11 protein-coding genes are annotated in these 12,655 nt (G+C 31.9%); 3 read left to right on the forward strand and 8 right to left on the reverse strand.

All coding sequences use genetic code 11. The annotated features are described in order from the left end of the window. The first annotated feature begins 361 nt into the window (after positions 1–361). Positions 362–907 (forward strand): hypothetical protein, encoded by a 546-nt coding sequence (locus tag ACFX4W_RS01155; RefSeq protein ID WP_047749683.1) that lies wholly within the window; start codon positions 362–364, stop codon positions 905–907. Positions 908–960: 53 nt separating this feature from the next. After that, the gene (locus ACFX4W_RS01160; RefSeq protein ID WP_377559082.1) at positions 961–1,665 is read left to right on the forward strand and encodes a hypothetical protein; all 705 of its coding nucleotides are present in this window, start codon (positions 961–963) and stop codon (positions 1,663–1,665) included. A gap of 128 nt (positions 1,666–1,793) precedes the next feature. Here the strand turns inward: ACFX4W_RS01160 and ACFX4W_RS01165 are convergent, their stop codons facing one another. The 3 genes from ACFX4W_RS01165 to ACFX4W_RS01175 form a co-directional block, all read right to left on the reverse strand. After that, positions 1,794–2,369 carry a MerR family transcriptional regulator gene (locus tag ACFX4W_RS01165; protein ID WP_377559084.1) on the reverse strand — a complete coding sequence of 192 codons (576 nt, stop codon included), beginning with the start codon at positions 2,367–2,369 and terminating at the stop codon, positions 1,794–1,796. A 1,046-nt stretch (positions 2,370–3,415) separates the two neighbouring features. Then, positions 3,416–4,348 (reverse strand): tyrosine-type recombinase/integrase, encoded by a 933-nt coding sequence (locus tag ACFX4W_RS01170; RefSeq protein ID WP_377559085.1) that lies wholly within the window; start codon positions 4,346–4,348, stop codon positions 3,416–3,418. A gap of 185 nt (positions 4,349–4,533) precedes the next feature. After that, positions 4,534–5,922: a replication initiation protein gene (locus ACFX4W_RS01175; protein ID WP_377559087.1), complete on the reverse strand. Its 1,389-nt coding sequence runs from the start codon at positions 5,920–5,922 to the stop codon at positions 4,534–4,536. A 1,029-nt stretch (positions 5,923–6,951) separates the two neighbouring features. On the opposite strand from ACFX4W_RS01175, the gene ACFX4W_RS01180 reads away from it, so the two are divergent. Then, positions 6,952–7,800, forward strand: a complete 849-nt coding sequence (locus ACFX4W_RS01180) for a transcriptional regulator (protein ID WP_377559089.1) — start codon at positions 6,952–6,954, stop codon at positions 7,798–7,800. A gap of 288 nt (positions 7,801–8,088) precedes the next feature. Here the strand turns inward: ACFX4W_RS01180 and ACFX4W_RS01185 are convergent, their stop codons facing one another. The 5 genes from ACFX4W_RS01185 to ACFX4W_RS01205 all read right to left on the reverse strand — a co-directional run. Beyond that, positions 8,089–9,096 (reverse strand): sialidase family protein, encoded by a 1,008-nt coding sequence (locus ACFX4W_RS01185; protein WP_377559091.1) that lies wholly within the window; start codon positions 9,094–9,096, stop codon positions 8,089–8,091. Between the two features lie 727 nt (positions 9,097–9,823). Beyond that, the gene (locus ACFX4W_RS01190; RefSeq protein WP_377559093.1) at positions 9,824–10,351 is read right to left on the reverse strand and encodes a spore coat protein; all 528 of its coding nucleotides are present in this window, start codon (positions 10,349–10,351) and stop codon (positions 9,824–9,826) included. Positions 10,352–10,945: 594 nt separating this feature from the next. Then, positions 10,946–11,617 carry a hypothetical protein gene (locus tag ACFX4W_RS01195; RefSeq protein ID WP_377559095.1) on the reverse strand — a complete coding sequence of 224 codons (672 nt, stop codon included), beginning with the start codon at positions 11,615–11,617 and terminating at the stop codon, positions 10,946–10,948. 352 nt (positions 11,618–11,969) lie between these two features. Next, positions 11,970–12,344, reverse strand: coding sequence for a hypothetical protein (locus ACFX4W_RS01200; RefSeq protein ID WP_165574643.1), 375 nt, complete (start codon positions 12,342–12,344; stop codon positions 11,970–11,972). Positions 12,345–12,361: 17 nt separating this feature from the next. Next, on the reverse strand, positions 12,362–12,655 hold a 294-nt coding region (locus ACFX4W_RS01205; protein ID WP_483879981.1), incomplete at its 5' end, for an Alp7A family actin-like protein.

Below are 12,655 nucleotides of genomic sequence, written 5' to 3' on the forward strand. Positions count from 1 at the left end.
TGAATTCTCTAGTATATTAAATGCTTAATTATGTATTTTTGCTTGGACAAACTTACTACACTTTCAAGATAATTTAACCGTTATTATGGCTTGCTTTAACTATAAATTTTTAACCTATAATATTAACTCTGAAAAAGCTAAGTGAAAATGTTACTAAAGACCTTGGACAAGCACACATTTCTTTTTTATAAAAATGAATAAAATATAGAGAGTTCATGAAGAAAGGAAGATTACAATCAAAAAATATTACACTCACTACAATTCTAGAGATGGCAATTATTATTTAAATGAGCGTTACCCTAACTCTCAAAAGGAATATAGGGAGGCACAAGAGGAAAATGGAATCGATAATGCAGCTGACATGGCTTTTAGAATACCTGTATTTCTGAGCCACCCCTCCTCTCTTAATACTATTCAATCGAGATTTCTCCGACGTCTCATTCGAGAAATTGAGAATGTTTTACTTTTTCCACGTACTTTACCCGATACAGAGCAATATCCTGAAAAAACATTGACAAACGTACGACGATTGGTGCTCTCAAGTTATGGATTAATTGCAGTCAATATGCAGCAAGTTTTTGCTAATTATACACAAACAAATACAGGAGAAAATCTACCACAACCATCATGGGAAGGCGCTCCTTTTTTACAAATAGAACCTAGTATGGGTTATCAAAGAGGATTACCTCTCCTGCTCATCAAAGAAAAAGGAGTCAATAGCGTAGGCGTATGGAATCCAGCTGTCACTCCATTCCAGATCATCGAATGGGACTCTACCAAACCACTTGATGAGTTCTTTAATCGAGTTGAATGGAGAGAGATATTTCAAAATTGGATTGCTCAAGTAAGAAGTGGATATTATTACCAAACAGAACCGCAGTATCGCTATGGTCCTAGAGACATGTAGGGACGATAATTTCAAACGAATCATAAAATCTCTTATAGTGGAGGTGAAAACAATTGGCAATAATAAACCGTGGATCTTGTGTAGGAGTTTTATATAGAGCAAGCAGTGGCGCTTCATGTAGAAATGGATATTGTGTTCATAATGGAAGGTTGGTAGGTGGCGTTATAAATGCTACTTCTAATACGTTAAATGTCACTACAAGTATAGATACTACAAAACTTCAATCTTATTATGGTATTCTTCTTAGTCATTTGGCTGTTGATAGTTCTACAGGACAAGTAACTCAACAATATCTTTATTTTAGAAGGAATCAGATACAAATGGTCAGGGTAACACCTTATAATGGATATAACGACCCTAATTGCCAAAGGGCTAATCATTATAACATCCCTAATATTATTTATCCTGGAGAATGTGTAGGAATTAGATACCGATCAGGTAACGAATGGAGAATTTCTAATGGTCGATACTTATATTGGACAGGGCAAATTAATCACTGTGTATTTGATGAACGCCCTCAAAGTACCAATAGACAGTTTCTACGACAGCTATGGTATTCTCATTGGATACTTGATCCAAATAACGAAAGAAATATCGTTCCAAGAAAAGCTTCTAGAGGACGTGGTGCCCCAGGCGGAGAAACCAGAGTTTATGTGTTTAAAAATAGGATTCCATCAAATGGACAAACTGTATTAGTAAAAGCTGCCTCACCTGTAAATTCCCCTTCAAGACCTTATAGAATTGTTTACCAATCATAAATTTTTTCTGGCAACTAACCATAAAGTTTCGAAATTCAATATTTAATCACTAAAAATAAATTATAAAAGCAGCAGGATTTTCTGTAATGTACAAAAAATCCTGCTGCTTTTATAGTTTAAGTTACATATTAACCGCCAAAAATCTTACTCCAGAATCCTTTTGGTTTTGAATCTAGATTTTCTTGGGCGGCCGCGATTAGTTTTTTTGTATCGCTAATTTCACGTATGGCACTAGTCAATTTTTCGTCTCGTTTTTCTAGGTTGTTTTCAATATATTTGTCTTGATGGTCTAGCTTTTCTGTAAGTTTCTTTATAAGACTCCCTTGTTCATCTAATCGTTGGATAAGTGCTAGTTGAAATTGCTCATCTTTTTCAGAGCGATTAAGCAATTCTTGAACTTTATCTTCAAGAGATTCTATTTTCTTCTCAAGATTCGATTGAACTTCAACTGCTTCGGGCACAATTTCACCTTGAAGCCATTGATTTATCATCTTATAGCTCCAATTTTGTTCTTGAATTCTTTTTTTTATTTCGGTTAATAAATCAATGTTTTGTTTGTTATATCTTCTATGCCCGCCTTCTGTGCGTTGAATTTGGAGGTTGAATTCTTTCTCGTATAAGCGAATAAGATCTATACTTAAACCAGTTAGCTTTACGGTGTCCTTCAGCGTGTAAACAATTTCATCTTCATTTTTTTTAGACATTTTTCTAGGTTTCTCCTTTCTATATAAAAATCTAGATAAACTTTAAAGTTGATATATCAATGTTAATTACGATTCTAGAACGTAGTTGTACCAGATGTTATTCAAGTTTTATATTTCTAGTAAAATTCTATTAATCACTTTAAATTCCTGTTCTTTTATGTATATTTTTTCTTTTACGTCAACTCTTATTCTTTTTTTAATTCTAGATGAAATGATGAACTTTGCAAGAGTGAAACGATTTTTTTCATAATAGACAAGTTATATATGTAGTTCAAAAACTTAATGTAAGAATCAATACGTTAATTTTATTAATGAATTCTTTATTTTACAAGCGTCTCCAAATAAATGTATTTGATAACTTAGCAGGTTCCTTTTGTCATTAAAAAATATACATATTCTTTTCTTAGAATTCAAAAGCTAGAACATCTAAAACCTTGATACAAAAAGGATTTAGACGAATCTAGAATGTACTTTCTCTAGTTTAAAGTCAAGATTTATATAAGTGTTTTTTATAAAATAATATCAGTGATAGATCCTTAAGAATTTTACCCTAATGTAGTGATTTAATGGAAATACTCTTTGGATTGCGCAACCCTTATATAAATATCTTCTTAGGGTAAAACTAACATTAACTTTTTTATAGTTTATTTTCAAGGTTTTTAAATTTCACAACGAAATCTAGAAATACAACAAACCTTTTATTATCAAGGGTTTACACCGAATCTGGAATGTACTTTCTCTAGTGTTTAATCAAGATTAATAAATCTAATTACATTCTAGATAATAGTAAATAAATTTGGTTATTATAATTTTGACGTATGGCTTTTAAGCTAATGATTTATACTAATCGGGCAAACCAATGCCATAATAATTTAATTTTCGAATAAGTGAATTTTAAAAGTGTGAATCACCAAGTTTAACTAAAGTTGAACTTGTTTTTATTTTCTAGAATCCACTGAATAGAATCCGCATTTAAGTTTAACTTGTTAAATTATAATTATTGATATAAAAGGATTTAAATAAAAAAATAAGTTTAACTTATTTTTTTATTTTACTCTTAAATATCGCTTGAATCGATATAAAGCATGGCGGCTAGACAATCCAAAGTAGTAAATAATGTGTTCGTTGGAATACCCCTCATGAATCTTGTTAAGAATACAGCTGTTTCGGAAGTGAGTAGATCTTACATTTGATTTTATACCTGAACGTTTAACTTCTCTTTCAATCATACGTTTTGTGCCAATTACACTAATCCTTTTAGGTCTATCTAAACTGTAATCATACCAATAAACCATTTTTTGAGGATGAAAAGAAATAAATAATGGATCATCTGTATAGTCTTTAGGTCTAAATAGCAAAGGTATTGTTGATAGGTAATTATATATGATTTTTTTATCATCTTTAGAAAGCTCTAATATACGATTTGTTTTACTACTTTTAACCATTAATGTATTTTGTCCAAAATTAATGTCTTTTATATTGAGAGATACAACCTCATTAACAGTTAGGCCGTAACGAATCATAAGGACAAACATGGAATGATTACGAGGCCCTATATATTTGTGTATTTGGGATTGAATATCACTCAGGTGTTTATGGCTTATAATAGAATCTAAAAGAAGCAACGTGTCAGCTTCAGTTATAAAGTCAGTATCCGTTAATTCACGTTGTTTTTTGTTTGTTCCTTGTAAAAGACCAATATAACTTGTGAGGTTATAATATTTTAACAATCCATTCAAATGTGATGCCACACGCCTCAGATTGGCTTCTGATAAGTTTTTTTCTTTTAGATACCTAAAGTACTCATCGTAATATTTTTTGTCCTGCGGTAAGCTTTTCGGGGGGATATTAGGATGATAATGATTTAACCATTCAAAAAAACTTTTTAAATCATGTTTATACATTGAAATTGTGGAAGCTTTTTTTTTAGATTCGTTCAAATGACAAAGGAATTTCTGAAGGAGAAGAAACCTATCCAAATAAAACACATCCTTTCTTTAGGTAAATTTAATATACTATTATTATAACAAAAATAATTAACACGCTCACTAAATAGAAGCTTCTCTTATTACATTCGATATATTAAATTTACCGTTTTGTTTAAAAAAATAAACAAAAAAACATACCCTTAAAGGCATGCTTTTTGATTTCTTCTATATTTGATCTAAGTTTTATTTGAAATTTTACTTTGCAAAAATTCTTTATAGATTTTCTTTAGTTCTTTATTTTTAAAATCCTTAACAAGCCTTGGCTCTAGCTCTAAGGCTTGACGCTTTTTTAAGTCCTCTTCTATATTCCGAATGACTTCTTGTAAACCTGCTTCTTGAGCTTTTTTAACTTCTTCTTGATTAGGTTCATCTGAACTTAAAATTAGCATTCTTTTTAATTCTTGAAACTGAAGGAGCCTCTCTTCAAATTCTATTTGAGTTCCAACCTCTTCAAGGAACAATTCTTGCTTGTCTTTTAATGTAGACTCGTTAAAAGTTTGTTGTTTTTCTCTAGCTGCTACCATAAAATCTGGAACTAACTCTTTTTTTGCAATCTTTTTAGACTGAAGGAGCTTTGATTCGTGTGAAAGCTTGGCATAATCTTTTTGAATCGCCTTTACTACGTAGGAATGAGGATGAGTCACATCTCCTATAATTAAACGATCTTGTGTGTATCTTATATTTCTTTCTAGGTGTTCTTTTGTAAATTCTGATAAAAGCCACTCTATTTTTTCCGGCTTAACCCCTAAGCCCGCTAAATCATCCTCAAGGCTGTTTGTATTGTCTTCTAACTTCGATAAGGATTGATTTAATTCTAGTTTTTTCTCTTGAATAGAGCTAGAATCATTCAATGCAGGGGAACTGGTAATAATGAATTCTATGGATGTTACTTTTCTACCGGTCTTTACTTCCACGAATTCAAAGTGGATATCTGTTTTATTATTAATTTCTTTTTGAGCTACTGCTAATACTTTACTTTTAAAATGGCCATACTGTTTATACTTAGTAGGTTCAATAGCTAAAAAATGACGTAATTCTTCAAGAGTCAATTCCCTTTTTCGCAGACGCTCATATTGCTTAAGCAGTTCATAAATACGAATGGAATAGACCGAATTGAGCCTCACTACATTCTCTAATTGATACGATGTAAATTTTTCCTTAAGCTCTAAAAAAAGATACTTTAAGCTAGGATGAAACTGTAATGTTATGTATCCTTCGTTTTCTTCATAAATAGATGTAATTACCCAGTTGTAATTTCTTTGTCTGCCTTTTTCTTTTATCGTAAGAATTTTTGTTTGAAGGCCATTCACGATTTCTTTTAAATAAGAGTAAAAACCTGTTCCTTTCTTATTGCCTACGATTTCGATAAAGTCTTTCGCTCGAAATCTATAGGTCTTCAACGTTTCATCATTCGGCTGCACTTTAGATGCCATGATTAAAAGAATTCTTTGCTCTTGTAAAGACAATTTATATGTACTCTCAATGAGGATGTTTGATTTAGTTACCCAATTTTTTATATTTATACTTTCCAGATCATATGGTTGAACGACAGTCGTTTTCTTCATAAAATCCCCCATATTTTTCTAAACTATCACTAAAATATCATAAAAGTGATACTGTGTAAATTGCATGTTAAAGAGCAATCTGTCCTTAGAAATTAAATATCACGCAAAATTAGTGATACTTCATGAGGTTTGTTGACTTTAGAAACCTTACTCATTCTTGATTTATTAAACTCAATCTTCATTTTAATACGCAAAATTGGTGATAGTTGAGGCATGTCTGCATTTTCAACGCAAAATTAGTGATACTTAAAGCACATCTAGATTGTCCACGCAAAATTAGTGATACTTAAGCCATATTTGCATTTCCAACGCAAAATTAGTGATAGTTCGCGCAAAATTAGTGATAGTTTCACGCAAAATTAGTGATAGTTTCACGCAAAATTAGTGATAGTTCGCGCAAAATTAGTGATAGTTCGCGCAAAATTAGTGATAGTTTAGGCTTATAAACGTTGTAATACCAGTGTCTATAGACGGTCTAAAACAATAAAACAATAAAACAAATATATAAAACAATATGTAAAACAGTAAAACAACATAAGAGAGTAGTTGTTTTTTTACTTTACAACTTTCAAGATTAATAATTAAGTAAACAGATACATTTGTAGTGAGTTTTTTAGAATATTAGGAGTATATCCAAACGAAGTAACTTTTAATCATAGTTAAAATACAGAGGTTTTATGAGGAGTTCATGAATTCTTATTGAATTATAAGATTAATAGACGGTATAATAGAGTCACCAAAACAGTGCGGAATATAAAAAGACTCCAACGTGTGCAAGTGGTGCGCCAACACCCTTACACCGTTAACCCTAAAACACCTAGGGAAAACACCTGTCGAAGTCCTAATACATAAATTTAATTACGCCTTTATTTTATCGGATAATTAGATTTATTTCAAGGGCGTAGTCTGTCAAAAAATCCGACATCGTTTTCCTATTTTCTGGGATGCGATGTCTTTTTTTGTTCCTGAAAAGGAGAGGATAGACTAATGTCTACTACGCGTATGCTTACGACAGAAGAATTTGATTATATGAAAAGTTATCAGAGTTTCACAGAAAACCGTTCTCAACATCAATCAATGAAACGAAAATTACTTAAAGAAATTATCAACCTTTATGGAGAGAAATTTTATCGTCTCCACGAAGGAACTAGAAAAGCTTTAGACCGCCTTTGTTGGTTTGCTGCAGAAAAAGGATTTTGCTTCCCAGGCAGTACATACTTAGGTAAAACCTACGAAAAGTCAAAAGGCACAATCGATCGTCATTTAAAAGAATTACGAAAACAAGGACAAATTGTTACCGTTTATCGTCGCTGTCCTCGTAACAATGGAAAGGGAAATCCAGTGCACTTATTTGTAAATCACCCTTATTTTAGTTATTGGGTTAAGTATTTACAGCTTGATTTAGAGTCTAATGTTGAAGCAGATGTTAAAACAGAAAATAATGAGAACACTTGGGAGAGTAAGAATAAAGATACAAAAAAACAGTCTACCTATAATTTATCTTTAAAAGATTTAAATAAATACATACGTAATAATATTAATTATAAACTCTCATCGGATTATGTACCGTCTTTTATTCCAACAGCTTTTAAAGATGCTGTAAGACCTTTTTTTCCTTACGCAGACCATATTTATGAATTATGGGGGAAAGTGCGAGTGGCTTATAGAATAAGCGGTCTTCAGCAACCTTTAGAACATCTAGATTTTGTGGCTATTCAAGCATTTAAAGAGACAATTTTCGCTTACAAGAAAAAGCGAATAAAGAACACTTTTACAGCTTATTTTTATGGAACACTTAGAGGTTTATTTGCGGTGGAACGTAGAAGAGAAGTTCAGCGAAATTCTAATAGTGCACTATTTTATAACTTTTTAGAATAAAAGCTAATTGAAGGTTAACTTAGTAGAGTGGTTTTAACATAGGAATTTTGCGGAAGAATTATTTAAAAGGGATGTTTTTATGTAATTAAAGAGTTGTATATTATGCATTAATAGGAGAAACAGGGAGTATTGTTCCTCCTAAGTGAAAGGTAAATAAATATCATAATTTGCTGTCCATAATGTAGGGTGTAATCAACTTTACATAATCTTAAATAATAAATTTTATTGGGCGTCTATCTTATATAGTATGGTTTGGAAGGATTAAACTCTTTTTAAAAGGGAGTTACATTATTGGGGATTTTTATTTGGAGAGGTTAATGCAAAAAAAACATCGGGATTGAGTTGACCATTTACAATATTACGATTATCTCCCCAAGAATGTAATAAGCAGCTGCCAGGGCCGGATATAATCTGATTATAGTCTCCCATATAACATTCCGAATTAATTGTAACAGGTACTCGAGAGTATGGGTTACTTATAACTTTTTCGTTGCTTACTCCTGTCTGAAGAGAGAAGGTTTTCATAAATATGCCGAATGTTCCATTGCCCGTGCCTCCTACTAAATTCGGATCGTTAAAGCGACTATATTGAATATGGGCACCTACACAATTAGCTGTTACACTTGGGAAAAATGAATAGGCAATATTTTGACTAACGTTAACTTGATTCCAACTAGCTCCTTTATCTTTACTATAGGCTAAAAATACATTGATAAAGGTTCTACTGCCTATAACTCTACCGGCATTCCATACTGCGTATAGAGTACCATCTGGACCGATGGCAGCATGGGGGAATTCATTCATACGAATTTGTCTAGAACTATTAACGGCTATTGATGGTCGATTACATGGTCTTGTTGTTGTAGCTGCAGCTGCAAATGGTGTTGAAACGGCTACATCTATAGGAAACGTATTTCCACCATCAGTTGATTTAGTCATGCGAATTGTCCTGTTAGGTTGACCTAGTACACCAAATCCATTCTTAGCTACTTCTTCATAAAAAACATAAATTGTACCGCGCTTGTCTACTACGACAAACGAACCTGAAACAAATTTACCGTTTCCGACAACAATATCCTTGTTTTCAATAATTGGAGTTATGTGTCGTCCCGTTGTAAATTTTGAAAAGCGAATATTAGTAGTATCCCTTCCTGGAGTAAAATCCGTCCATGCAATATATAGTGCTTCATTTCCTCGATTATTTCTGTCAGGACCTACAGCAATCCATTCTTTATCTTGAGACCCAGCGTCAGCTTTTGGATTTTTGCCTCTCCCTACAATTTGAGGAGGGTTCATACTTATTCTTCCTTTACGATTAACAGTTCCTGTAGATACACTAATTACTCCTTCTGCATTACCGTCTATGGTCTCTACTCCAACTTGGCCATAGTAGAAAATACCATTTTTGTCTACAGCTATTACAGGGTCTCCGCCATTTGTTCCACCTGGGTTATGGGGTAGTATTCTACTTCTAGACCAGGTATTACCTAAATCGTTTGAGAAGGCATACGCTGAAACATTTCCATTTTCTCCGGAAAGGTCATTAAATCCATATAGTATAAAATTTTTAAAATATGCTAAACTTGTTTCACTTTGGGTAGTTCCATCATCAGGTGTATTGACCTGTCTTTCAATTTTTGGATGATTACACTTACACTCATTATTATTAATAGGATTAGAATACTCAGAAATTCCATTGTCTGTTGGATCAGTGATGTAAATTCTTTTAGACTTTTTTATCTCAATCTTCCTTTCTTTATTGACGTTATAACTTATTCAACTAACATTTTTAAGGCTTTTATATTTATCTGGCGATATCATTACATTTTTAATTAAAAAAGCCCTTAAAATAAACAGTTGTCTGCTTCTATAATTCTAAAGGCTTTTTCTCCTTTTTTTATTAGCTTGTACGCTTTTAGTTGATATAGAGTATAGTATTAAATTCCTTAACTTCCATTGTTTTTGCGTTATAGTTTAGTCAAAAGCTTATTTTTAGATATATAAATTAAATTTTTAAATAATCTTAGACAGCTAATAAAACTGCTAAGGCTTGCAAAAAACTTTGTAAAAAAATTACTGTATCTGTATGCGTTGCCCTGACATTAACATGACAGCTATTTTTAATAATTACTTTTTGTTCGCTTTCCTGTATCACTTTTACAATTTGCGAAACTTCCTCTATAAATAGTTTAATTGAATTGGTATCTAAACCTATTAATAGCAAAAAGATCGCTAACAATTGTATAAATGTTTGAAAGATTAATATCGTTTGTCTATCTGTCAAATTAACATCAACATTACAAGAATTTTTCACAATAATTATTGAATCAGAAAGTTGATTGCTAAGAAATTCTTGGTTTGCTTCAAATCCAACAAGTGAATGGGGTTTATTATCTTTTTTGTGAAATGATGTATCTTTTTCAAAGCATGTTGATTTTCTTTTCCTATAGCCTGTTTCTTTTTTTCTTGAAGACTTTGGAGTAAGACAACAACAGTGATCGGAGCACTTATGAGAACCACGGTGACGATTTCCCTTTTTGGAAGAACCCAAAGTTTACCCTCCTTTATATATTGATATTTTATTAATATGAAAAATTTAAAAAATTGCTTGTATGCTTGTCCCTTTTACTTTTTTCTTTTTGAATTTAAATATTTATAAATTTTTGTATGAGTAAATATATCTTTTGTTCTTATTAATTAAATATAAGATTTTCTTTGAAGGAGGGGGGGAATTTTAAATTATTGGAGCCCTTGCATTTATTTTTCAATACTACTTTCTATTGGGGTAATACATTGAGTAGACTTTATCAGTGAATTGTTCAAAAGGGGATAAGATACATGATCGCATTTCTAGAGTTGAGACTATAATCCATGGAGGAGGATTGAATAAGAAGCAATGACAAGGGCTTTTTATTGGAGGAAATGAAACAACTAAATAATATGCCATAATAATCATCAGTCATTAGTCTTTCAATTTTACATTACATACGACTTTGATTTGAAAGTTGCGATTGTTTGTGGATATTAACTTTTTATTCATAAAAGCTAAAAGGCCGCCTTAAGGCGGCCAGGTCAACCTCTTGTTAATGAGAAAGTAAGTCCTCTTGTGTGCCTGGTTAAGAACACTTCATACATAATCAAAGGGTTATTTACTAAATAAACGAGTGAAAAAACCTTTTGTTTTCCCTTCTTTTGCAGCTGCAATTTCTAACAATTGTTGTTGATTTTGTTTTTGTGACTGATGTATATAATCCATTATCGATTTATCTCTATTATTAATTTGTTGACTTATTTCTTTAGCCAAACGTTCTTCTAATCCTTTTAACTGTTTGTTCATCTGTTCTTGTTCTATTTTTCTTTCGTCTTTTAATATTTTTAGAGCATCTTTATAATGGTCTAGCATTTCTAATAATTTATTGTTAATGGATTGTTGTTGTTCAAATTGTACTTTTATTGTATTTAATACTGCATCTGTTGTGTGATTATTATGTTCTTGGGAAACAGTAAGCTCAAGGCTATTTTTTTTATTTATTATGTGTTCTTCTTGTGTGCTTGAGGAGGAACGCTTCCTATCAAACCCATTTACAACAGTCATGGCAGCTATTTCTAAAGGCAGTTTTTTCTCTTGAATAGCATATTTTAAATTTGATAATAAAGTTTGATCAGTACTAGAATAGTAACGTTTCCGCCTAGTATCTTTGACAAACTCATAACCCTGTTTTTCTAATTCAATACACCATTTTCTAATATTGCTGGAAGTTGTATTTAATCGCTTGGCCATTTCTTCAGCATTTATTGTATCCTGCTTGATATCCATAGTTGGCCCCCGTTCCTAATATGTTCTCTTTGTGTTTGCTATATAATGAAATTTTATTTATATAAATTCTAGAGAACTTGTTCATTTCCTTTTATTTAGTAAGAGTTGAATGTATAAAAACCCGTATTAAACGATTTATTGAAAAAGTAAAAGAATTCTTGTGAATCAAATACTTTTTTTGATTACATCTCTATCTAAAACTAGAACATTTATTATGGTGAGTAAAAAAATAAAGCTATCCATTTAATGGATAGCTTTTATATATAGTACTAATATAATTAAACTTTAATAGCAAAGATTCAATGTAGCGCATAAAAGCACTCGCATATTAATATATCTAGTGCTTTCCCCTTTAGAAATCGTTAAATTCTTCGAGGTCATCATCATCTAAAGATCCGGACACGTGTTCTAAATCTGCAATTTTTCCTTCTTTGATAGTGTGGTTTTCTGAAGGCTTCTCCTCGATATCCTCTCGTTTACCCGCGAACCCATTAGCCTGAGCTAATTGTTTTAACTCCCGTAATTCGGAATTGATATGCTCAAGAAGTTCTTCTGTTCTGTGCCTCGTATCTACTTGGTCGTTAGATGTACGATGGAGGTCCCGAACAATTAAAGATGAAATATAGTCCCCTAATTTTCGAGACTTTGCATATTTTGCAAGGATGTCATAGACTTCATCACTCAACTGATTGGTTTTAATCGTAAAGGCGTTCTGACGCTCTGACATGGTTATCACCTACGCTGTTAGGATTTAACGGCTTTCTTCTCTGCTTGTTTCTTTTGAAGATATCCAATGCTTCGAATTTCTAAGCCGAATAAATTCAAGTGACGACTATCTTCTGGAACTTTATGATATTTCTCTGTGCGTTCTTCACCGATTTTTTCATTCATGCTATTCATAATGGCTACTTCTAGTGTAGGAGCGACACCGCCACTATATACATATTTACGAATTTTATTGGCTGGTGGTGGCGCTACATCATTTAACTTCGCTAATAAAATCTCTACATAGTCTTTTAGAGAAGATGTAATTTGAGC

It is taken from the genome of Priestia sp. YIM B13489 (assembly GCF_042787645.1).
Taxonomy (GTDB): Bacteria; Bacillota; Bacilli; order Bacillales; family Bacillaceae_H; genus Priestia; species Priestia megaterium.

Excerpts from the sequence above, each read along its gene's own strand:
- ACFX4W_RS01155 (WP_047749683.1), top strand. The coding sequence starts at position 362 with ATGGCTTTTAGAATACCTGTATTTCTGAGCCACCCCTCCTCTCTTAAT.
- ACFX4W_RS01165 (WP_377559084.1), bottom strand. The coding sequence starts at position 2,369 with ATGTCTAAAAAAAATGAAGATGAAATTGTTTACACGCTGAAGGACACC.
- ACFX4W_RS01175 (WP_377559087.1), bottom strand. The coding sequence starts at position 5,922 with ATGAAGAAAACGACTGTCGTTCAACCATATGATCTGGAAAGTATAAAT.
- ACFX4W_RS01180 (WP_377559089.1), top strand. The coding sequence starts at position 6,952 with ATGAAAAGTTATCAGAGTTTCACAGAAAACCGTTCTCAACATCAATCA.
- ACFX4W_RS01185 (WP_377559091.1), bottom strand. The coding sequence starts at position 9,096 with ATGAACCCTCCTCAAATTGTAGGGAGAGGCAAAAATCCAAAAGCTGAC.
- ACFX4W_RS01195 (WP_377559095.1), bottom strand. The coding sequence starts at position 11,617 with ATGGATATCAAGCAGGATACAATAAATGCTGAAGAAATGGCCAAGCGA.
- ACFX4W_RS01200 (WP_165574643.1), bottom strand. The coding sequence starts at position 12,344 with ATGTCAGAGCGTCAGAACGCCTTTACGATTAAAACCAATCAGTTGAGT.